The following is a 22670-nucleotide window of genomic DNA, read 5'->3' on the forward strand; positions in this document are numbered from 1 at the left end:
CTGATCAGTCATTGACGGTCTCTCCGGTTTTCTTACTTTTGAACATGTCCAACGCCAGCATGATTGCACCGACGGTGATGGCGCTGTCGGCAAAGTTGAACGCCGGGAAATACCAGCGGTTCTGCCAATGCACCAGAATGAAGTCGATCACATGGCCCAGGGCAATGCGGTCGTAAAGATTGCCCAGCGCGCCGCCCAGCACCAGAGCCAGGGCGACAGCCAGCCAGGTGTCATCGCGGCCCAGGCGCTTGAGCCACACCACCAGCACCGCACTGACCACAACGGCGATCAGGGCGAACAGCCAGCGCTGCCAGCCGCCACCATCAGCCAGGAAGCTGAAAGCAGCACCGGTGTTGTAGGCCAGGGTCCAGCTGAAGTAATCCGGGATGACCACGATCTGCTGGAACATCTGCAAGGAGCCTTCGAAATGAGCCTTGCTGACCTGGTCGATGACCAGGACCAGCACGCTCAGTACGAGCCAACCCAGACGTCCGAAACGACTGGCGTTAGGCATAGTGGCGAACCTCGCCAGCGCCCGAGATGTTGTCGACGCAACGACCACAGATCTCCGGATGCTCAGGGTTCACGCCGACGTCTTCACGGCAGTGCCAGCAACGGGCGCACTTGGCGAAGGCCGACTTGACCACTTTGAGCTTCAGGCCTGGAACTTCGGTAGCGACCGCATCCGTTGGAGCCTGGGCGAAGGGTGCCAGGCTCGCAGTGGAGGTGATCAGCACGAAACGCAGTTCGTTGCTCAGCTTGGCCAGGTCGGCGCTCAAGCCTTCCTCGGCGAACAGGGTGACTTCGGCTTGCAGGTTGCCACCGACGGCCTTGGCCGCACGCTGCACTTCCAGCTCCTTGTTCACCGCGACCTTGACGGCCATCACGCCTTCCCAGTACTCGCGGCCCAGTTCGAAGTCGGCCGGCAGTTCGGTCAGGCCTTCGTACCAGGTGTTGAGCATCACGGACTCGTTACGCTCGCCCGGCAGGTATTCCCACAGTTCGTCGGCGGTGAAGGCCAGGATCGGCGCGATCCAGCGCACCAGTGCTTCGCTGATGTGGTACAGCGCGGTCTGCGCCGAGCGGCGCGCCTTGCTGTTGGCGCCGGTGGTGTACTGGCGGTCCTTGATGATGTCGAGGTAGAAACCACCCAGCTCCTGCACGCAGAAGTTGTGGATCTTCGAGTACACGTTCCAGAAGCGGTATTCACCGTAGCTTTCCTGCAACTCGCGCTGCAGCAACAGGGTACGGTCCACGGCCCAACGGTCCAGGGCGAGCATGTCCTCGGCCGGCAGGATGTCGGTGGCCGGGTTGAAGCCGGTCAGGTTCGACAGCAGGAAGCGTGCGGTATTACGGATGCGACGGTAGGCATCGGCGCTACGGGCCAGGATCTGGTCCGACACGGCGATTTCGCCCGAATAGTCGGTCGACGCTACCCAAAGACGCATGATGTCGGCGCCCAGGGTGTCATTGATCTTTTTCGGCTCGATCACGTTTTTCAGCGACTTGGACATCTTGCGACCCGTCTCGTCGACGGTGAAGCCGTGGGTCAGCAGTTCGCGGTACGGGGCGTGGTCGTCGATGGCGCAACCGGTCAGCAGGGACGAGTGGAACCAGCCACGGTGCTGGTCCGAGCCTTCCAGGTACAGGTCGGCACGCGGGCCGGTCTCGTGACCCATCGGGTGCGAGCCGCGCAGGACGTGCCAGTGAGTGGTACCCGAGTCGAACCACACGTCGAGGGTGTCACTGATCTTGTCGTACTGCGGCGCTTCGTCGCCCAACAGCTCGGCCGCGTCCATCTTGAACCAGGCTTCGATACCTTCCTGTTCAACACGCTGGGCAACGATTTCCATCAGCTCGACGGTGCGTGGGTGCAGTTCGCCGCTTTCCTTGTTCAGGAAGAACGGGATCGGCACGCCCCAGTTACGCTGGCGGGAGATGCACCAGTCCGGGCGGTTGGCGATCATCGAGTGCAGGCGCGCCTGGCCCCAGGCCGGGACAAACTTGGTGTCTTCGATGGCTTTGATTGCGCGGTTGCGCAGGGTGTCACCGCTGGCCGGCTCTTTGTCCATGCCGATGAACCACTGCGCGGTGGCGCGGTAGATCAGCGGGGTCTTGTGGCGCCAGCAGTGCATGTAGCTGTGCTGGATGGTCGCGGTTTGCATCAGCGCACCGACTTCACGCAGCTTCTCGATGATCGGCTGGTCGGCCTTGAAGATGAACTGGCCGCCGAAAAACTCCAGCGAAGTCGCGTAGACGCCGTTGCTTTGCACGGGGTTGATGATGTCATCGTTGACCAGGCCGTACTTCTTGCAGATCACAAAGTCGTCTACGCCGTAGGCTGGCGAGCAGTGAACCACGCCCGTGCCCGAACCCAGCTCAACATAGTCGGCCAGGTAAACCGGCGACAGACGGTCGTAGAACGGGTGACGGAAATTGATCAGTTCCAGCGCTGTGCCGGTGGTGGTCGCGATGACCGAACCCTGCAGTTCGTAACGGGCCAGGCAGGCCTCAACCATTTCCTCGGCCAGTACCAGCAGGCGATCACCGACGTCCACCAGGGCGTAGGTGAATTCCGGGTGCACGTTCAACGCCTGGTTGGCAGGGATGGTCCACGGGGTGGTGGTCCAGATCACGATGGCGGCGGGTTTGGCCAGCGATGCCAGGCCAAAGGCCTCGGCCAGCTTGGCGTCGTCGGCAATCGGGAAGGCCACGTCGATGGTCGAGGACTTCTTGTCTTCGTACTCGACTTCCGCTTCGGCCAGGGCCGAACCGCAGTCGAAGCACCAGTTCACGGGCTTGAGGCCCTTGAACACGAAACCGCCTTTGACGATTTCGGCCAAGGCGCGGATTTCACCGGCCTCGTTCTTGAAGTTCATGGTCTTGTAGGGGTTGTCCCACTCGCCCAGCACGCCCAGGCGGATGAATTCGGACTTCTGCCCTTCGATCTGCTCGGTGGCGTAGGCACGGCACAGTTCGCGGGTTTTATCCGCGCCCAGGTTCTTGCCGTGGGTCACTTCGACCTTGTGTTCGATCGGCAGGCCGTGGCAGTCCCAACCCGGCACGTACGGCGCGTCGAAGCCCGACAGGGTTTTCGAGCGCAGGATCATGTCCTTGAGAATCTTGTTCAGCGCATGACCGATGTGAATCGTGCCGTTGGCATAAGGAGGGCCGTCGTGCAGGACGAATTTCGGACGATCCTTGCCAATCTCGCGCAACTTTCCGTACAGGCCAATACTGTCCCAGCGCTGCAGGATCTGCGGTTCGCGCTGTGGCAGGCCGGCCTTCATTGGGAAGGCGGTGTCCGGAAGGTTTAGCGTGGCTTTATAGTCGGTCATTTAAGGCTCTTCGGTTAGCGATGGGCGCTAGGTGCGGCTAGTGCACGGGCGGCGGCGACATCCGCATTGATCGCCGTTTTCAACGCCTCAAGGGAGGCGAAACGCTGCTCTTCACGCAGCTTCTGGTGGAAAACCACCGTCAAACGCCGGTCATACAGATCACCGGCAAAATCCAAAAGATGAACTTCCAGGTGGGCCTTGCCATCACCTGCAACCGTGGGCCTGACGCCTATGTTGGCGACTCCCGGCCACGGTTGGCCGTCGATGTCGACACTGACCAGGTATACCCCGGTGAGCGGCACACGACGGCGCTTGAGTTGCACGTTGGCAGTTGGCGTGCCCAGTTGGCGCGCCAGCTTCTGGCCGTGCAGTACCCGCCCGGCAATGCGGAACGGGCGACCGAGCAGACGCTCGGCCAATGCGAAGTCGGCAGCGGCCAGGGCGTTACGCACCTGGGTGCTGCTCACGCGCAGGCCATCGAGTTCGACGGTTTGCGCGGCTTCGACGGTAAACCCCTGGTTGACGCCAGCGTGTTGCAGGAAATCGAAATCACCGACGCGGTCGCAACCAAAACGGAAGTCGTCGCCGACCTCCAGGTGCTGTACGCCCAGGCCATCGACCAGGATACGGTCGACGAACTCGGCGGCGCTGAGGCTCTGCAAACGCTGGTTGAAGGCCAGGCAGAGGACGCGGTCCACGCCTTCTTCGGCCAGCAGTTGCAGTTTGTCGCGCAGGCGCGCCAGACGCGCCGGAGCGGTCTCGGGAGTAAAGTATTCCCGCGGCTGTGGCTCAAAAATCACCACGCAGCTGGGCACGCCCAACTCGACCGCACGCTCGCGCAGCCTGGCCAGGATAGCCTGGTGGCCACGGTGAACACCGTCAAAGTTGCCAATAGTGGCGACGCAGCCCCGATGCCGGGGGCGCAGGTTGTGGAGACCTCGAACCAGCTGCATAACGCGCTTCTTGCTCATAAAGTGGTCGATTATAACCACACCCGGCCCCGGACGACAGGCAACAGAACAGGCCAAATGGATCGAATCGATAAAACAATGGTTTTATCGCCGCAAACGCTCTAACTGATCGACTTGCGATTGAAATCCCGCAGGCGGAAGCCTTGCAACAGCAACATCCCGAAGTACACCACCACCCCCGCGACCACCAGCACACCCAGGCGCATGAAGCGCTCCAGCATGTGGCCCTGGTCCCAGGCGGGCATGAAGTGCATCAGGCCCAGCAATACCGCCGACATCGCCGCGACCGCCACCAGCAGTTTCAGGGCAAACATGCCCCAGCCCGGCTGCGGCTGGAACATCTGCTGCTTGCGCAGTTGATAAAACAGCAGGCCGGCGTTGATGCATGCCCCCGCACTGATGGCCAGGGCCAGCCCGGCGTGGGCCAACGGGCCGATAAACACCAGGTTGAGCAGTTGCGTGACGATCAGCGTGAAGATCGCGATCTTCACCGGCGTGCGAATGTTCTGCTGGGCATAGAAGCCCGGTGCCAGCACCTTGATCACGATGATGCCAAGCAGGCCGACGGAGTAGGCGATCAACGCATGCTGGGTCATCAGGGCGTCATGGGCATCGAACTGCCCGTACTGGAACAGCGACACCGTCAGCGGCTCGGCCAGGATGCCCAGCGCCAGGGAGCATGGCAGCACCAGCACAAAGCACAGGCGCAGCCCCCAATCGAGGATACGTGAATATTCCTGACGATCCTTGCTGGCATAGGTGCGCGCCAGCGTCGGCAGCAAGATAGTGCCCAAGGCCACGCCGAGCACGCCGGACGGCAATTCCATCAGACGGTCGGCGTAGTACATCCACGACACCGACCCCGAGACCAGCAGCGAAGCAAATGCGGTGTTGATGATCAGGGAAATCTGGCTGACCGATACGCCGAGGATCGCCGGCAACATATTGCGCATCACACGCCAGACGCCGGTGTCCTTGAGGTTGAGACGCGGCAGTACGAGCATGCCGATCTTTTTCAGGTGCGGCAGTTGGTAGAGCAATTGCGCCAGGCCACCGGCCAGTACGGCCCAGCCCAGGGCCATGACCGGCGGATCGAAGTACGGCGTCAGGAACAGCGCGAAGATGATCATGCTGACGTTCAGCAGGGTCGGCACGAACGCCGGCACCGAGAAGCGGTTCCAGGTGTTGAGGATTGCCCCGGCCAGCGATGACAGGGAAATCAGCAATATATAAGGAAAGGTCACCCGCAACAGGTCGGTGGTCAGCGTGAATTTTTCCGGGGTGTTGGCAAAACCGGGGGCCGTGGCCCAGATCACCCAGGGCGCGGCGAGCATGCCAAGGATGGTCACCAGCATCAGCACCAGGGTCAGCAGACCGGAGACGTAGGCAATGAAGGTGCGGGTCGCCTCCTCGCCTTGTTGGGTCTTGTATTCGGCCAGGATCGGCACGAACGCCTGGGAAAATGCGCCCTCGGCGAAGATCCGCCGCAGCAGGTTGGGCAGTTTGAAGGCAATAAAGAAGGCATCCGTGGCCATGCTTGCGCCAAAAATGCGGGCCAGCAGAGTGTCACGCACAAAGCCCAGAACCCGGGAAATCATGGTGATGGAGCTGACGGCGGCCAACGATTTGAGGAGGTTCATTGAAAGAGTTTGCGCCTATTAGATAAACAGCAGGCGAACAACGCGCCTACTTATGCGATACTGCGCGCCTGCAAAACAGCACAGAGCCAAAGCTCGCGAGTTTACAGGTCAAGCGCCGGAAATAAATCACCCGCCTCTTCAGATCGACCACTCAGCAGTTCGCATCAACCGCCCTTGACAACCAATCAACTCATCGGCATGATTCGCGGCCTATTTTGTTTGCTATTTCCTAAAAAGTCTTTCGAGGAGCTCGACGGTGGCCAACACACCTTCCGCCAAAAAACGTGCAAAACAGGCTGAGAAGCGTCGCAGCCACAACGCCAGCCTGCGTTCCATGGTTCGTACCTACATCAAGAATGTAGTTAAAGCCATCGACACCAAAGACGCTGAAAAAGCTCAAGCAGCTTACGTTCTGGCTGTGCCAGTTATCGACCGTATGGCCGATAAAGGCATCATCCACAAGAACAAGGCCGCTCGTCATAAGAGCCGTCTGAATGGCCACATCAAGGCTCTGAACGTCGCTGCAGCAGCCTAAGTGGTAACAACTGCCGCGTAACCCAGGTTACGCAACAGTTAAGAAATGCCCCGTACCGAAAGGTCCGGGGCATTTTTGTTTGCACCTGAAAATACTTGTAGTGAGCGGGCTTGCCCGCGCTGGGTGGCGAAGCCGCCCCAAACGGTCCGCCGCGGTGTTTCAGAGAGACCGAGGTGATTGGATTTGGGGCGGCTTCGCCACCCAGCGCGGGGCAAGCCCGCTCACTACAAAAGCCCGGCCGCCACAAAATACGGGCACAAAAAAAACGCCCCGAACAGGTCGGGGCGTTTTGCTAGCAGCTGATCAATACATCGATCAGTGCTGGTGACCGCCTTCACCGTGGACGTGGCCGTGAGCCACTTCTTCCTGGGAAGCGTCGCGGATGGCAACGATCTTCACTTGGAAGTTCAGGCGCTGGCCAGCCAGCGGGTGGTTGCCGTCAACGGTAACGTCGTCGCCGTCCAGATCACGGATGGTCACGATCTGCATTTGGCCGTCCGGCGCGGAAGCGTGGAACTGCATGCCCACTTCCAGCTCGTCAACGCCTTCGAACATGCTGCGGCTCAGGGTGCTGACCAGTTCGGCCGAGTACTCGCCATAAGCATCTTCAGGTTCTACGGCAACGGTCAGTTCGTCACCGACGCTCTTGCCTTCCAGAGCCTTTTCCAGGCCTGGGATGATGTTACCTGCGCCTTGCAGGTAGACCAGCGGCGCGCCGCCGGCGGAGCTGTCGATGACCTCACCAGCGTCGTTGGTCAGGGTATAGTCGATGGAGACAGCCTTGTTAGCGGCGATCGTCATGGGGCGAGACCTTTTGCATAAGAATGAAGAACGGACAAGTCTAAACAAGGATTTGCCCGAAAGCGAACACAACCCGGACAGACGGGGTCGCACACGCGACTCGACGGTCATCGGTTTTCATCTGGACGACGACCAACACTGGGTCGCCGAGCTCTCCTGCGGCCACACCCAACACCTGCGCCACCAGCCGCCCTGGCAAACCCGCGCCTGGGTCCTGGACCCCGCGCAACGCCTGGAAAAAATAGGCCAGCCCTTTGCCTGCGGCTGGTGTGCGCAAGCACGCGAATAACGATAACCTTGGCACCTGATTCGCGGTAGACGCTCAGCCATAGAGCGCCACCCAAGCCATGCACCTCCAGAGAATCCGCATGCAGACTTTTTTTATCGCGCCCACCGATTTTGGTGTGGGTCTGACCTCCATCAGCCTTGGGCTGGTGCGTACCCTTGAGCGGGCCGGGCTGAAAGTCGGGTTCTTCAAGCCGATTGCCCAGCCGCACCCCGGCGACACCGGCCCCGAGCGCTCCACCGAACTGGTGGCACGCACCCACGGCCTCAAACCGCCACAACCCTTGGGCCTGGCCCATGTCGAGCGCATGCTCGGCGACGGCCAACTCGACGAGTTGCTCGAAGAAATCATCACCCTCTACCAGCAGGCCGCAGTCGGCAAGGACGTACTGATCGTCGAAGGCATGGTGCCGACCCGCAGCGCCAGCTATGCGGCGCGGGTCAACCTGCACCTGGCCAAGAGCCTGGATGCCGAAGTGATCCTGGTCTCGGCCCCGGAAAACGAAGTGCTCACCGAACTTTCCGGCCGCGTGGAATTGCAGGCCCAACTGTTCGGCGGCCCGAAAGACCCGAAAGTCCTCGGCGTGATCCTCAACAAGGTGCGCACCGACGAAAGCATGGAAGCCTTCTCCGCCCGCCTGAAAGAACACTCACCGTTACTGCGCAGCGGCGACTTCCGCCTGCTCGGCTGCATTCCCTACCAACCGGAACTCAACGCCCCGCGCACCCGCGACGTGGCCGACCTGATGGGCGCACAGATCCTCAACGCCGGCGACTACGAAAGCCGGCGCATGACCAAGATCATCATCTGCGCGCGCACCATGCGTAACACCGTAGAACTGCTCAAGCCCGGCGTGCTGGTGGTGACTCCCGGCGACCGCGACGACATCATCCTCGCCGTCAGCCTGGCCGCGATCAACGGCGTGCCCCTGGCCGGCCTGCTGCTGACCAGCGACACCCTGCCCGACCCGCGCATCATGGATCTGTGCCGTGGCGCATTCCAGGCCGGGCTGCCAGTGTTGTCGGTGAGCACCGGTTCCTACGACACCGCCAACCAGCTCAATAGCCTCAACAAAGAAATCCCCATCGATGACCGCGAACGCGCGGAGATCATCACCGATTTCGTCGCCAGCCACCTTGATGCGCGCTGGCTGCACCAACGCTGCGGCACGCCACGGGAGATGCGCCTGTCGCCGGCGGTGTTCCGCTACCAACTGATCCAGCGCGCCCAGGCGGCCAACAAGCGCATCGTGCTGCCCGAAGGCAGCGAACCGCTGACCGTGCAGGCCGCCGCGATTTGCCAGGCCCGCGGGATTGCGCGCTGCGTGCTGCTGGCCAAACCGGCGGACGTGGAAGCCGTCGCCCGCGCCCAGGGCATCGAATTGCCCGAGGGCCTGGAGATCCTCGACCCGGACCTGATCCGCCAACGCTACGTCGAACCCATGGTGGCCCTGCGCAAGAGCAAGAGCCTCAATGCGCCGATGGCCGAGCAGCAACTGGAAGACACCGTGGTGATCGCCACCATGATGCTCGCGCTGGATGAAGTGGATGGCCTGGTCTCCGGCGTCATCCACTCCACCGCCAACACCATCCGCCCTGCCCTGCAACTGATCAAGACCGCGCCGGGCTGCACCCTGGTGTCGTCGGTGTTCTTCATGCTGTTCCCCGAGCAGGTGCTGGTGTACGGCGACTGCGTGATGAACCCGCACCCGAGTGCGGCGGAACTGGCGGAAATCGCCCTGCAAAGTGCCGACTCGGCCGCCGCGTTCGGGATTACGCCGCGCGTGGCGATGATCAGCTATTCCAGCGGTGATTCGGCCAGCGGTGAAGAAGTCGAAAAAGTCCGCGAAGCCACCCTGCTCGCCCACGAGCAGCAAAGCTCGCTGCTGATCGACGGCCCGCTGCAGTACGACGCCGCCGCCAACGAAAACGTTGCGCGGCAATTGGCGCCCAACAGCCAGGTCGCCGGCAAGGCCACGGTGTTCGTGTTCCCTGATCTCAACACCGGCAACACCACCCACAAGGCCGTGCAACGCAGCGCCGACTGCGTGAGCCTGGGGCCGATGCTCCAGGGCCTGCGCAAACCGGTCAACGACCTGCCACGTGGCGCCCAGGTGGACGACATCGTGTACACCATCGCACTGACTGCGATCCAAGCCGCCAACCGACCTATGGATATTTAAATGCTGGCTTTCCTACCTGCCGCCGTGCGCGGGGTGATCGCGTCGCTGTTGTTGGCGCTGAACACCATTCTGTTGTGTTCGTTCCTGTTTATCGTGGCCCTGTTCAAGGCGCTGCCGTTCGCCAAGCGCTTCAGCGAATGGCTGATGAACCACACCCACGAAGCCTGGGTCACCAACAACAAAGGCTGGATGAATCTGGTTCGTCGCACACGCTGGCACCTGAGCGGCCTGGAAGGCCTGGACTACCAGCACTCGTATTTGGTGACCAGCAATCACCAGAGCTGGGTCGACATCATGGTGTTGCAGTACGTGCTCAATCGGCGCATTCGCCCACTGAAGTTCTTCCTCAAGCAGGAGCTGATCTGGGTCCCGGTGATCGGTCTGGCGTGGTGGGCCTTGGGCTTTCCGTTCATGAAGCGCTACAGCAAGGCATACCTGGAGAAGCACCCGGAAAAGAAAGGCAAGGACCTGGAAACCACCCGCAAGACCTGTGCGAAGTTTCGCGACAACCCGGTGGGTATTTTCAACTTTGCTGAAGGCACGCGGTTTACCCCGGGCAAGCATGCGCAGCAGAAATCGCCGTTCCGCTATCTGCTCAAGCCCAAGGCCGGCGGCATTGCGTTTGTGCTGGATGCGATGGGGGAGCAGTTGAAGTCATTGGTCAATGTGACCATTCACTACCCGGCCGGGCGCCCTGGTTATTGGGATTTGCTGTGCGGGAATGTGCAGGACGTTGTGGTGCAGTTTGAAGAGGTGCAGATCCCGGCCGAGTTCATTGGCAAGAATTATGAGCAGGACGGGGAGTACCGGACGGCCTTCCAGGGCTGGATCAACCAGCTATGGGAAGAAAAAGACCAACTGCTAAAAAAACTGCACACACAATTCCCAGGCAAGCACTGATCAAAATGTGGGAGCGGGCTTGCTCGCGAAAGCGGTGTATCAGAAACAGATGTGCTGGCTGACACACCGCTTTCGCGAGCAAGCCCGCTCCCACATTTGACCGAGTTGTTTTCAAGCCCTCCACAAAAAGCCCGCCACCGATGACTCGGTGGCGGGCTTTTTTGTAGCGACGATCTTTAGATCGCGCCGCGCTGACGCAACAACTCCAGCACTTGCTTGACGCTCTCATCCACCGACAACGCCTGGGTGTCGATCACCAGATCGGCATTCAACGGCACGTCGTACGGGAAAGATTCGCCCGGGATGTTATCCCCACCGGCAGCGTACAGGCCTTGCGGATCACGCTCGGCGCACGCCAGCGGCGACGCTTGCACATAGACGGTCAACAAACGGTCGGCGCCGATCAACGCCTTGGCCGCCTCACGCCCTTCGGCATCCGGCGCAACGAACGCAGCCAGGGTCAACAGGCCGGCTTCGTTGAACTGACGCGCCACGTGAGCGGCACGACGCCAGTTCTCGGTGCGACCGGCACGGTCCTGCGGCAACCCCTTGTTCAGGTCGTGGCGCAGGTTCTGGCCATCCAGTACAAACACTGCACGGCCCATGTCGAACAGCTTGCGCTCAACCGCATAGGCCAGGGTGCTCTTGCCCGCACCCGACAGGCCGCTGAACAGCACGGTCGCCGGTTGCTGGCCAAAGCGCTGGGCGCGCTCTTCAGTGGCTACATGGGCCAGCTTGCCGTGCTGCGCCGAACTGCCGTGGCTCACTGGCGGCGCGATGATCATGCCCGCGGCCACAGTGCCGTTGGTCAGGCGGTCGATGACGATGAACGCACCGGTGGTGCGGTTGCTGTCGTAACCGTCCAGGGCGATGGCGGCATCGAGGCTGACCTTGACCCGGCCAATCTCGTTCAGTTGCAGCGAACTCGCCGGACCTTCGGCCAGGGTGTTCACGTCCACGCGGTGCACGATGCTGGTGATGGAACCCGGCACGTAGCTGGTGGCGCGCTTGATGTCGTATTTCTTGCCCGGCAGCATCGGTTCTTCGGCCATCCACACCAGCATGGCGTCGAAGGCGTCGGTCACTTGCGGCACGTTGTCGGCATGCACCAGCAGGTCGCCACGGGAGATGTCGATCTCGTCTTCCATGGTCAGGGTCACGGCCTGGCCTGGGCCTGCGTGTTCCAGTTCACCTTCAAAGGTGACGATGGATTTGACGCGGCTGCTCTTGCCCGACGGCAGCACCACGACTTCGTCGCCCTTGTGCACGATGCCGCTGGCCAGGGTGCCGGCGAAACCGCGGAAATTCAGGTTCGGACGGTTGACGTACTGCACCGGGAAACGCAGGTCGGTGTAGTTGCGGTCGTTGGCGATCTCGACGGTCTCGAGGATCTCCATCAGCGACTGCCCGGTGTACCAAGGCGAACGCTCGCTCTTGTTCACCACGTTGTCGCCCTTGAGCGCCGACATCGGCACGAACGCCATGGTGCTCGGCTTGAACGCGATACCTTCGGCGAACTTCAGGTAATCGGCCTTGATCGACTCGAACACGCTTTGGTCAAAGCCATTGATGTCCATCTTGTTGACGGCAATCACGATGTGCTTGATGCCCAGCAGCGAGGCGATATAGCTGTGGCGACGGGTCTGGGTCTGCACGCCGTAGCGGGCGTCGATCAGGATGATCGCCAGGTCACAGGTGGACGCGCCAGTGGCCATGTTGCGGGTGTACTGCTCATGGCCAGGGGTGTCGGCAATGATGAATTTGCGCTTGGCGGTGGAGAAGTAGCGGTAGGCCACATCGATGGTGATGCCCTGCTCACGCTCGGCCTGCAGGCCGTCGACCAGCAACGCCAGGTCGATGTCGTCGCCGGTGGTGCCGACTTTCTTCGAATCGCGGGTGATGGCTTCCAGGTGATCTTCGTAGATCATCTTGGAGTCGTGCAGCAGGCGCCCGATCAGGGTGCTCTTGCCGTCATCGACGTTGCCGCAGGTCAGGAAGCGCAACATTTCCTTGCGCTCGTGCTGGCCCAGGTAGGCGAGGATGTCCTCGCTGATCAAATCAGATTGATGCGACATTGGTGACAACCCCTTAGAAATAACCCTGACGTTTTTTGTCTTCCATCGAGCCTGCGCCATCGTGGTCGATGACACGGCCCTGGCGCTCGGAAGTTCGCGTCAGGAGCATTTCCTGAATGATGTCTGTCAGCGTCTCGGCTTCGGACTCCACCGCGCCCGTCAACGGGTAGCAGCCAAGGGTACGGAAACGTACTTTCTTTTTGACGATTCGGGCTTTGTCTTCGTCGGACAAGTGCTCGAGGATGCGGTCGTCGTCGATCATGATCAACGTACCGTTCTTCTCGATCACTTCACGCTCGGCGGCGAAGTACAGCGGCACGATCGGGATGCCTTCCAGGTAGATGTACTGCCAGATGTCCAGCTCGGTCCAGTTGGACAGCGGGAACACACGGATCGACTCACCCTTGTTGACGTTGCCGTTGTAGACGTTCCACAGCTCGGGGCGCTGGTTCTTCGGGTCCCAGCGGTGCTTGCTGTCGCGGAACGAGTACACGCGCTCTTTGGCACGGGATTTCTCTTCATCGCGACGGGCACCGCCGAACGCGGCGTCGAAACCATGCTTGTCCAGGGCTTGCTTGAGGCCCTCGGTCTTCATGATGTCGGTGTGCTTGGCGCTACCGTGGGTGAACGGGTTGATGCCCTGCGCCACGCCGTCCGGGTTGACGTGGGTGATCAACTCCAGGCCCAGCTCCTCGACCATCTTGTCGCGGAACTTGTACATCTCCTGGAATTTCCACTGGGTGTCGACGTGCATCACCGGGAACGGCAGCTTGCCCGGGAAGAATGCCTTGCGTGCCAGATGCAGCATCACGGCGGAGTCTTTACCGATCGAGTAGAGCATCACCGGGTTATCGAACTCGGCGGCGACCTCGCGGATGATGTGGATGCTTTCCGCCTCCAGCTGTTTCAGATGCGTCAGTTTGTCGACCATGGTTACTCACGGAAAAACGATCTTGTGGACGGCCAGCGGGCCGTGTTCGAGCGGGGCATGCTAGCACAGCACCTTCTTCTATTCAGGGCGCCGGCTAGATCGAAACGGTATATGAATATGCCCCCAGGTTTGGCTCATCACCCACTGCGAACACGGGACAGGTGGGAGCTGGCTTGCCTGCGATGCAGACACCTCGGTGTATCAGTTGCACCTCGGTGATGCTTTCGCAGGCAAGCCAGCTCTCACATTTGTTCGGCGGTATTTGTCAGATCGGGTTCGGGCAATCGATAAACAGGTGCTCCAGCGCAAAGCGACGCGCCAGGTAATCCCCCAACGCCTGCACACCGTAACGCTCGGTGGCGTGATGGCCGGCGGCGATGAAGCTGATGTCGTTTTCCCGCGCACTGTGGAAGGTCTGCTCGGAGGCTTCGCCACTGAGGAACAGGTCCACGCCGGCCGCAATCCCATGGTCGATGTAACCCTGGCCACCCCCCGTGCACCAACCGACGCGACGGATCATTTCGCTGCCTTCGATCAGCAGCGGCTCACGGCCCATGACTTCCTGCACGCGGCGGGCAAAGTCGCGGGGCGACAGCGGTTCGGCGAGGGAGCCGACCAGGCCGACGACCTTGGCGTCGCTTGGGTCCAGCGGGCCTTCGACGGTGATGTCCAATTGCCGGGCAAGTTGCACGTTGTTGCCGACATCGGGATGCAGGTCCAGCGGCAGGTGATAGGCCAGCAGACTGATATCGTGCTTGAGCAGGGTTTTCAGGCGCCGCTGCTTCATGCCGGTAATGCAGGGGTTCTCGCCTTTCCAGAAATAACCGTGGTGCACCAGCACCAGGTCGGCCCCGGCCTCGACGGCCGCGTCCAGCAGGGCCTGGCTGGCGGTCACACCGCTGACGATGCGCATCACCTGCGGGCGCCCCTCGACTTGCAGGCCATTGGGGCAATAATCGGCAATTTTGGAGCTGTTCAGGTAGCGGTCAGCTTCGTCGACTAATGTGCTCAGGGCAACGGCCATAAAAGACTCCTAAATATCCCGTTCGAAGGCACTCACAGCCTCGTATAATGCGCGCCATTATGGGCGCTCTCCCGCCCCCTGCAACCTGTCAGGACTTACTTGATGCTCAAGGCACTGCGTTTTTTTGGATGGCCATTGTTGGCTGGCGTGCTGATCGCGATGCTGATCATTCAGCGTTATCCCCAATGGGTGGGCCTGCCCAGCCTGGATGTGAACATGCAACAGGCACCGCAAACCAGCGCGGTGGTGCAAGGCCCGGTGACCTATGCGGACGCGGTCGTCATCGCCGCGCCGGCGGTGGTCAACCTGTACACCACCAAGGTCATCAACAAACCGTCGCACCCGTTGTTTGAAGACCCGCAGTTTCGCCGCTATTTCGGCGACAACGGGCCCAAGCAACGCCGCATGGAATCCAGCCTGGGTTCCGGCGTGATCATGAGCCCGGAGGGCTACATCCTCACCAACAACCATGTGACCACCGGCGCCGACCAGATCGTGGTGGCCCTGCGCGACGGCCGTGAAACCCTGGCCCGCGTGGTCGGCAGCGACCCGGAAACCGACCTCGCCGTGTTGAAGATCGACCTCAAGAACCTGCCCTCCATCACCCTGGGCCGCTCCGACGGCCTGCGTGTAGGTGACGTAGCGCTGGCCATCGGCAACCCGTTCGGCGTGGGTCAAACGGTGACCATGGGCATCATCAGTGCCACCGGGCGCAATCAGTTGGGCCTGAACAGCTACGAGGACTTCATCCAGACCGACGCGGCGATCAACCCGGGCAACTCCGGCGGTGCGCTGGTGGATGCCAATGGCAATCTGACCGGTATCAACACGGCGATTTTCTCCAAGTCCGGCGGCTCCCAGGGCATCGGCTTTGCGATCCCGGTGAAGCTGGCGACGGAAGTAATGAAGTCGATCATCGAGCACGGCCAGGTGATCCGCGGCTGGCTGGGCATTGAAGTACAGCCGCTGACCAAGGACCTGGCCGAATCGTTTGGCCTGACCGGGCGGCCGGGCATCGTGGTCGCCGGGATCTTCCGTGACGGCCCGGCACAGAAAGCCGGCCTGCAACTGGGCGACGTGATCCTCAGCATCGACGGCGAACCGGCCGGCGATGGCCGCAAGTCGATGAACCAAGTGGCGCGGATCAAACCGACCGACAAGGTGACGATCCTGGTGATGCGCAACGGCAAGGAGATCAAGCTCTCAGCGGAAATCGGCCTGCGTCCACCACCGGCGCCGGTGAAAGAAGAGGAATAAACGCCCTCGGCGAGGTGCCTGTTCGCGGGCACCTGCAAGCCCATAATTCATAGCGATTCATTCTCATTAGGCATGTTATATTGTTTCAATATCGACATTGGAACGCTCTATCATGCCGTCTCGAAGAATTGCCCCCCTGGCTGGCCTGGCCTTGGGTCTATTGCTTGATCCCGCCTTCGCCGAAGACAACACCCTGGAACTCGATGCCATCAGCGTCACCACCGACGCTTACGAGTCCGCCACAGGCCCGGTCAACGGCTACCGAGCGACCCGTTCGGCCAGCGCGACCAAAACCGACACCGCCCTTCGCGACATCCCACAATCCATCAGCGTGATTCCGGCCACGGTGCTCAAGGACCTGGGCAGCACCAACGTCGAGCGCGCCCTGGAATTTGCCGGCGGCGTGTCCAAGCAGAACAACTTCGGCGGCCTGACGCTCTACGAATACAGCGTGCGCGGCTTCACCACGTCCGAGTTCTACCAGGACGGCTTCAGCGCCAACCGTGGCTACCCGAGCACCCCGGACACGGCCAATATCGAACGCATCGAAGTGCTCAAGGGCCCCGCCGCCAGCCTGTACGGGCGCGGCGATCCCGGCGGCACCGTGAATATCGTCACCAAAAAGCCCCAGCCTGAAGCCTTCACCACCCTGCAAACCAGCGCCGGCAGCTGGGACCGCTACCGCACCGCCCTCGACGTCAACACGCCGCTGGACAGCGAAGGCCACGTGCTGTCACGGGTCAACCTGGCGGTGGAGGACAACCACAGCTTCCGCGATCACGTGCAGAGCAAGCGCGTATTCGTCGCCCCTTCGTTCAGTTGGCAATTGGACCCGGATACCACGCTGCTCGTCGAAAGCGAATTCGTGCGCCACAGCTCCACCTTCGACCGCGGCATCGTCGTCGCCCCCGGCGTATCTCGCTCAACCTTCCTCGGCGAACCCAACGACGGCGACATCGACAACCACAACAATCGCATCCAGGCCGCCCTCGAACATCACCTCAACGACGCCTGGAGCCTGCGCCTGGCCAGCCATTACAAACAGGGCAGCCTGTGGGGCGACGCCTCGGAAAACCGCGCACTGAATGCCGATGGCCACACCCTCAACCGCCGCTACCGCGAACGCTCCATGGGCTGGCACGACAGCATCACCCAACTGGAACTGCGCGGCCTGTTCGACATCGGCAGTTGGCAACACGAACTGCTGGTCGGTACCGAATACGAGGACTACCGCAAGAACGAACGGGTCACCGCCATCGCCGGCAGCCCCTACGCCATCGACCTCTACAACCCGGTCTACGGCCAGACAAAACCCAACGGCACACGCAGCGGCACCGACTTCTTCGAACAGACCAAAAGCCACGCCCTGAACCTGCAAGACCAGATCGTCTTCACCGAGCGCCTGCGCGGCATGGTCGGCGCACGTTTCGAGCATTTCGAGCAACGCATTGACGATTTCACCCTCAACGCGCCGCCGGGCAAGCAGACCCACGACGCCCTTACCCAGCGCGCCGGCCTGCTCTACCAACTCACGCCAGAAGTCGGCGTGTTCGCCAACGCCTCCACCTCGTTCAAACCCAACAGCGGCCTGGACGCCAACAACAAAGGCTTCAAGCCGGAAGAAGGCGTGGGCTACGAAGTGGGGATCAAGAGCGAGCTGTTCGACGACCGCCTCAGCACCACCCTCGCCGCCTTCCATATCGAGAAGGAAAACGTGCTCACCCTCGACCCGGCCACCAACCTCAACCGCGCCATGGGAAAGGCGCGCAGCCAGGGTTTTGACCTGCAACTGACCGGGCAAGTGACGGACGCCGTACGGGTAATCGGGGCCTTTGCCTACATCGATGCCCAAGTCACCAAAGGCGACACAGCCATTCCCGCCGGCAGCCGGATCCTTGGCGTGGCCAAGCGCAGCGCCAGCCTGTTGGGCGTGTATGAATTCCAGGACGGCGCCTTGCGTGGATCAGACCTGGGGGCGGCGTTTACTTATGTGGGGGATCGTTCCGGTGAGGCGGGCACGGGCTTTGAGCTACCGGCGTATCACACGGTGGATGTGTTGGCGCATTACAAGGCCACAGAGAATGTCACCGTAGGACTGAACCTCAATAACCTGTTTGATGAGAAGTACTACGAGCGGTCTTACAGCAACTATTGGGTCAACCCGGGTGAACCGCGCAATCTCACGGTCAGCCTGACCCTCAATCTGTAACGCGGTAAAAACTGTGGGAGCGGGCTTGCTCGCGAATGCGGTATGTCAGTCACTTATTATTTGACTGATCCACCGCATTCGCGAGCAAGCCCGCTCCCACATTTAGACTGCGCCAGGTTCAGTTACAGCTCAACGGGTGCTTTTTCACACAAGGTATTCAACGCCTTCGCCCACTGCGGATCATCATTCAGGCACGGCACCAGCACCAACTCCTCGCCCCCAGCCTCGCGGAATTGCTCCGAGCCGCGATCACCAATCTCCTCCAGCGTCTCAATGCAGTCGGCCACGAACGCCGGGCACATCACCAGCAGCTTCTTCACGCCTTGCCGGGCCAGGCTTTCCAGGCGGGCTTCGGTATAGGGTTCGATCCACTTGGCGCGGCCCAGGCGCGATTGGAACGCCACCGACCACTTGTCTTCGGGCAACCCCATGCGTGCGGCAAAGTCACGGGCAACGCTGAAGCACTGCGCGCGATAGCAGGTCTTGAGCACCTCGGCCGACGCGTTCTTGCAACAGTCGGCATCCTTGAAGCAATGCTGGCCGGTAGGGTCGAGCTTGGTCAGGTGGCGCTCAGGCAAGCCATGGAAACTCAGCAGCAGGTGGTCGTAATCCTGCTCCACGTACGGCCGCGCGCTGGCGACCAGAGCGTCGAGATATTCGGGCTGGTCGTAAAACGGTTGCAGAATCGAGAATTGCACGTCGAGTTTGTGGTCGCGCACCACACGCCTGGCTTCCTCGATTACCGTGGTCACGGTGCTGTCGGCAAACTGCGGATACAACGGCGCCAGCGTGACCTTGCGGATGCCCTGGCCGGCGAGGCGGGTCAGCACGCTTTCAATCGACGGCTCGCCGTAGCGCATCGCCAATTCCACCGGGCCTTGGCTCCATTGCGCAGTCATTTGTTGTTGCAGGCGGCGGCTGAGCACCACCAGCGGCGAGCCTTCGTCCCACCAGATCGAAGCGTAGGCGTGGGCCGACTGCTCGGGGCGCTTGATCAGGATCAGCGACACCAACAAGCGCCGCACCGGCCACGGCAGGTCGATCACGTAGGGATCCATCAAAAACTGATTGAGGTAGCTGCGCACATCGGCCACCGAGGTGGACGCCGGTGAACCCAGGTTGACCAGTAACAACGCGTGATCCGTCATGCAACATCCTATCTTTAGAGGCGGCTGGACAAGTCATCCAGGGCCGCGCGCAACTCAGTGAACTGAAAAGTGAAACCGGCCGCCAGCAACCGCTCCGGAACGGCCTTCTGCCCGCCCAACAGCAACCCGGACAACTCGCCCAAACCGACCTTCAACGCAAAAGCCGGCATCGGCATGAACGCCGGGCGATGCAGCACCTGGCCCAGGGTCTTGGCGAACTCGCGGTTACGCACCGGGTGTGGCGCGCACGCATTATAAGGACCGCTGGCGTCGGCGTTGTGCAGAAGAAAATCAATCAGGCCGATTTGATCCTTGATATGCACCCACGGCATCCACTGCCGACCATTGCCGATCGGCCCGCCCAGCGCCAGCTTGAACGGCAGCAACAGGCGCGACAAAAAGCCGCCCTCGGCCGCCAGCACCAGGCCCGTGCGCACCAACACCACGCGTATGCCCAGGGCTTCGGCGCGCTGCGCGGTTTCTTCCCAGGCGATGCACAGTTGGCTGGGGAAATCGTCCTGCACCGGGCCGCTGGCTTCGCTCAACTCACGCTCGCCGCCGTCGCCGTACCAGCCCACGGCGGAACCGGAGATCAGCACCGCCGGTTTTTGCGTCAGCTCATCGAGCCACGCCAGCAGGGTTTCGGTCAGGCCGACCCGGCTGTTCCACAACAACGTCTTGCGCTTGTGGGTCCAAGGGCGATCCGCGATGGGCGCACCGGCGAGGTTAATGACCGCGTCCACCGGGCCGATAACCTGTTGTAGGCGGCCGACTCCCGACACCTGAGCGCCGCAGACCTTGGCAACCTGTTCCGGGTGACGGCTCCACACGGTCAGGCGATGGCCCTGGGCAAGCCAGTGTTGGCAGAGTTGGCGGCCGATCAAACCCGTACCGCCGGTCAGCAAAATATGCATGGGACACTCCTCATGTAACGTTCGCCGCCGATCACTGGTCTATTTTATAGGCAGGGATCATTTGCTATCGGGCGTAGCCTCAACGTTAACCATAGGCCACGCCGTAAGAACAGGCACGCCAAAACTTATACCAAAAAACAATATTGTACAGCTATTGGTGTCGGCGTAGTCTGTACCCAAAGGTAAAACGAGGCCTCCCATGACTGTTCCCATCGCGATCATCGGCACCGGCATTGCCGGTCTCTCCGCCGCCCAAGCGTTACGAGACGCGGGGCACGTTGTACAACTCTTCGATAAAAGCCGCGGCAGTGGTGGCCGCATGTCCAGCAAGCGCAGCGATGCCGGCTCACTGGACATGGGCGCGCAGTACTTCACCGCCCGCGACCGGCGCTTCGTCAACGAAGTGCAACGCTGGCAAAGCAACGGTTGGGCCGAGCAGTGGAAACCCCAGCTGTACAACTTCAAGTCCGGCCAACTCACACCCTCCCCCGATGAACAGGTGCGCTGGGTCGGCACGCCGCGCATGAGCGCGATCACCCGCGCCTTGCTCGACGACTTGCCGGTGCAATTCGGTTGCCGCATCACCGAAGTGTTCCAGGGCACACAGCACTGGAACCTGCTGGATGCCGACGGCGGCAGCCACGGCCCGTTCAGCCACGTGGTCATCGCCACACCCGCGCCCCAGGCCACCGCCCTGCTCGCCGCCGCGCCGAAACTGGCCAGCGCCGCCGCCGGAGTGAAGATGGACCCGACCTGGGCCATCGCCCTGGCTTTCGACAAACCCCTGGATACACCGATGGAAGGCTGCTTCGTCCAAGACAGCCCCCTTGACTGGCTGGCGCGCAACCGCAGCAAACCAGGGTGTGACGCCAGCCAGGACACCTGGGTGCTGCACGCCACCAGCGCATGGAGCCGGGCGCACCTGGACCTGGCCAAGGAAGCGGTGATCGAACACCTGCACGGCGCCTTCGCCGAACTGCTGCACAGCGCCATGCCTGCGCCGTCGTTCAGCCTGGCGCACCGCTGGCTCTACGCACGACCGTCGAGCAGCCACGAGTTCGGCGTGCTGGCCGACGCCGACCTGGGCCTGTATGTGTGCGGTGACTGGTGCTTGTCCGGCCGCGTGGAAGGCGCCTGGCTCAGCGGCCAGGAAGCGGCGCGACGCTTGATCGAGCACCTGCAATGAACCGCATCAACCCCGCCAAGTTGCTGCTGTCGAAGTGGACAGCAGCCCAGCCTCGCCACAAAGAAAAACACTTCCTCGTCACCGAGCTGTTTCGCGACGAGGAAGGCACCGTGCTGGAAATCGAACTGCAAGCCGTGCTGACCCGCCGAGCCGAGCGCCTGGCGTGGCAAACCCTGCAAAACGCCGAGGACTGGAAGATCGGCTGGAAATAACTTGTACAAAAAGTTTGACTTGTACAGCATCGAACCTATGATGAGATTTAGTTGTACAAGAATATTATCTTGTACAGGAATCTTGCCGGGGTTCGCGTATGTCCAGCACCACCAAACCCAAGATCGCCATCAGCGCCTGTCTGCTCGGCGAAAACGTGCGCTTCAACGGCGGGCATAAACAATCCCTGCTGTGCAGCCAGACCCTCGCCGACTACTTCGACTTCGTGCCACTGTGTCCCGAAGTCGCCATCGGCCTGGGCATCCCCCGTGAACCGATCCGCCTGGTGGGCGACCCGGCCCATCCGCAAGCCGTCGGCACGGTGCACCGCGAACTCAACGTCACCCAGCCGCTGAACGACTACGGCCAACAGATGGCGCTGGAACACACCGACCTGTGCGGTTACATCTTCATGCAGAAATCCCCGTCGTGCGGCCTGGAGCGGGTCAAGGTCTACCGCGCCAACGGCACCCCGGTGGACGGCGGTGGGCGCGGCATCTACGCCCAGGCGTTCTGCTCACGCCATCCCAACCTGCCAGTGGAAGAAGACGGTCGGCTGAATGACCCGGTGCTGCGGGAAAACTTCCTGACCCGCGTGTTCGTCTACGCCAGCTGGCAACAGCTGCTGGCCGACGGCCTGACCCGCCACCGCCTGCTGGCCTTTCACTCGCGCTACAAATACCTGCTGATGGCCCATAGCCCGGCGCACTACAAACGCCTCGGCCACTTGCTCGGCAGCATGGGCAAAAGCACGCAACTGGAAGAATTGTCCGCCTGCTATTTCAGCGACCTGATGACCGGCCTGAGCCAGTGCGCCACCCGTGGCACCCACAGCAACGTGCTGCAACACATCAGCGGGCATCTGAAGCAGGCGATCAGCGCCGACGACAAACAGGAAATGCAAACCGTCATCGGCCAATACCGCCACGGCATCGTGCCGCTGGTAGTGCCGCTGACCCTGCTCAAGCATCACTTTCGCCAACATCCGGACCGCTACATCGCACAGCAGGCCTACCTGCAGCCGCACCCGGAAAACCTCAGCCTGCGTAATGCGATCTAACCC

At 61.5% G+C, this 22670-nt stretch carries 19 protein-coding genes; 9 read left to right on the forward strand and 10 right to left on the reverse strand.

Annotated elements, in window-relative coordinates; all coding sequences use genetic code 11:
- Positions 1 to 4: 4 nt before the first annotated feature.
- From lspA to murJ, 4 genes are all read right to left on the reverse strand, one after another.
- Positions 5 to 514 carry a signal peptidase II gene (gene lspA / locus IB241_RS07120; protein WP_192297755.1) on the reverse strand — a complete coding sequence of 170 codons (510 nt, stop codon included), beginning with the start codon at positions 512 to 514 and terminating at the stop codon, positions 5 to 7.
- Positions 507 to 3338: an isoleucine--tRNA ligase gene (gene ileS / locus IB241_RS07125; protein ID WP_192297756.1), complete on the reverse strand. Its 2832-nt coding sequence runs from the start codon at positions 3336 to 3338 to the stop codon at positions 507 to 509. Before ileS ends, lspA begins: the two co-directional genes overlap by 8 nt.
- Before the next feature lie 14 nt (positions 3339 to 3352).
- Entirely contained in the window at positions 3353 to 4291 is a 939-nt protein-coding gene (ribF, locus tag IB241_RS07130; protein ID WP_192297757.1) for a bifunctional riboflavin kinase/FAD synthetase, read from the reverse strand.
- 119 nt (positions 4292 to 4410) lie between these two features.
- Entirely contained in the window at positions 4411 to 5949 is a 1539-nt protein-coding gene (gene murJ / locus IB241_RS07135) for a murein biosynthesis integral membrane protein MurJ (protein ID WP_192297758.1), read from the reverse strand.
- Positions 5950 to 6205: 256 nt separating this feature from the next.
- Between murJ and rpsT the strand changes: the two genes are divergently transcribed.
- A complete protein-coding gene (gene rpsT, locus IB241_RS07140; protein ID WP_003171647.1) occupies positions 6206 to 6484 on the forward strand; it encodes a 30S ribosomal protein S20 in 279 nt (92 codons plus the stop codon).
- Positions 6485 to 6799: 315 nt separating this feature from the next.
- Here the strand turns inward: rpsT and IB241_RS07145 are convergent, their stop codons facing one another.
- The gene (locus IB241_RS07145) at positions 6800 to 7285 is read right to left on the reverse strand and encodes an FKBP-type peptidyl-prolyl cis-trans isomerase (protein ID WP_017737905.1); all 486 of its coding nucleotides are present in this window, start codon (positions 7283 to 7285) and stop codon (positions 6800 to 6802) included.
- Here IB241_RS07145 and IB241_RS07150 point away from each other — a divergent pair.
- The 3 genes from IB241_RS07150 (at position 7284) to IB241_RS07160 (ending at position 10653) form a co-directional block, all read left to right on the forward strand.
- Positions 7284 to 7574 (forward strand): DUF3565 domain-containing protein, encoded by a 291-nt coding sequence (locus IB241_RS07150; protein WP_192297842.1) that lies wholly within the window; start codon positions 7284 to 7286, stop codon positions 7572 to 7574. The two genes, IB241_RS07145 and IB241_RS07150, sit on opposite strands and share 2 nt — an antisense overlap.
- Before the next feature lie 79 nt (positions 7575 to 7653).
- A complete protein-coding gene (pta, locus tag IB241_RS07155; RefSeq protein ID WP_192297759.1) occupies positions 7654 to 9753 on the forward strand; it encodes a phosphate acetyltransferase in 2100 nt (699 codons plus the stop codon).
- Positions 9754 to 10653 carry an acyltransferase gene (locus IB241_RS07160; RefSeq protein ID WP_192297760.1) on the forward strand — a complete coding sequence of 300 codons (900 nt, stop codon included), beginning with the start codon at positions 9754 to 9756 and terminating at the stop codon, positions 10651 to 10653.
- 176 nt (positions 10654 to 10829) lie between these two features.
- On the opposite strand, the gene cysN is transcribed toward IB241_RS07160, so the two are convergent.
- The 3 genes from cysN to IB241_RS07175 form a co-directional block, all read right to left on the reverse strand.
- Positions 10830 to 12728, reverse strand: coding sequence for a sulfate adenylyltransferase subunit CysN (gene cysN / locus IB241_RS07165; RefSeq protein ID WP_192297761.1), 1899 nt, complete (start codon positions 12726 to 12728; stop codon positions 10830 to 10832).
- 13 nt (positions 12729 to 12741) lie between these two features.
- The gene (gene cysD / locus IB241_RS07170) at positions 12742 to 13659 is read right to left on the reverse strand and encodes a sulfate adenylyltransferase subunit CysD (protein WP_017735179.1); all 918 of its coding nucleotides are present in this window, start codon (positions 13657 to 13659) and stop codon (positions 12742 to 12744) included.
- 265 nt (positions 13660 to 13924) lie between these two features.
- Complete coding sequence (locus tag IB241_RS07175) at positions 13925 to 14683, reverse strand: Nif3-like dinuclear metal center hexameric protein (RefSeq protein WP_192297762.1); 759 nt, start codon at positions 14681 to 14683, stop codon at positions 13925 to 13927.
- Positions 14684 to 14785: 102 nt separating this feature from the next.
- Here IB241_RS07175 and algW point away from each other — a divergent pair, with 102 nt between their 5' ends.
- Together algW and IB241_RS07185 are read left to right on the forward strand one after the other, a co-directional pair.
- Positions 14786 to 15940 carry a Do family serine endopeptidase AlgW gene (gene algW, locus IB241_RS07180; protein WP_192297763.1) on the forward strand — a complete coding sequence of 385 codons (1155 nt, stop codon included), beginning with the start codon at positions 14786 to 14788 and terminating at the stop codon, positions 15938 to 15940.
- Between the two features lie 112 nt (positions 15941 to 16052).
- Positions 16053 to 18149 (forward strand): TonB-dependent siderophore receptor, encoded by a 2097-nt coding sequence (locus IB241_RS07185; protein WP_192297764.1) that lies wholly within the window; start codon positions 16053 to 16055, stop codon positions 18147 to 18149.
- Between the two features lie 122 nt (positions 18150 to 18271).
- Here the strand turns inward: IB241_RS07185 and hemH are convergent, their stop codons facing one another.
- The gene (gene hemH, locus IB241_RS07190; protein ID WP_192297765.1) at positions 18272 to 19297 is read right to left on the reverse strand and encodes a ferrochelatase; all 1026 of its coding nucleotides are present in this window, start codon (positions 19295 to 19297) and stop codon (positions 18272 to 18274) included.
- Between the two features lie 14 nt (positions 19298 to 19311).
- The gene (locus IB241_RS07195) at positions 19312 to 20211 is read right to left on the reverse strand and encodes a TIGR01777 family oxidoreductase (protein WP_192297766.1); all 900 of its coding nucleotides are present in this window, start codon (positions 20209 to 20211) and stop codon (positions 19312 to 19314) included.
- Positions 20212 to 20410: 199 nt separating this feature from the next.
- Between IB241_RS07195 and IB241_RS07200 the strand changes: the two genes are divergently transcribed.
- The 3 genes from IB241_RS07200 to IB241_RS07210 all read left to right on the forward strand — a co-directional run bounded on the left by IB241_RS07200 (position 20411) and on the right by IB241_RS07210 (position 22667).
- Complete coding sequence (locus IB241_RS07200; RefSeq protein ID WP_192297767.1) at positions 20411 to 21397, forward strand: NAD(P)/FAD-dependent oxidoreductase; 987 nt, start codon at positions 20411 to 20413, stop codon at positions 21395 to 21397.
- Positions 21394 to 21609, forward strand: coding sequence for a TIGR02450 family Trp-rich protein (locus IB241_RS07205; protein WP_192297768.1), 216 nt, complete (start codon positions 21394 to 21396; stop codon positions 21607 to 21609). The genes IB241_RS07200 and IB241_RS07205 overlap by 4 nt, the downstream gene beginning before the upstream one ends.
- Before the next feature lie 98 nt (positions 21610 to 21707).
- Positions 21708 to 22667: a YbgA family protein gene (locus tag IB241_RS07210; RefSeq protein WP_192297769.1), complete on the forward strand. Its 960-nt coding sequence runs from the start codon at positions 21708 to 21710 to the stop codon at positions 22665 to 22667.
- The last annotated feature ends 3 nt before the right edge of the window (positions 22668 to 22670 follow it).

The organism is Pseudomonas sp. PDM05, assembly GCF_014851685.1.
Classification (GTDB): domain Bacteria; phylum Pseudomonadota; class Gammaproteobacteria; order Pseudomonadales; family Pseudomonadaceae; genus Aquipseudomonas.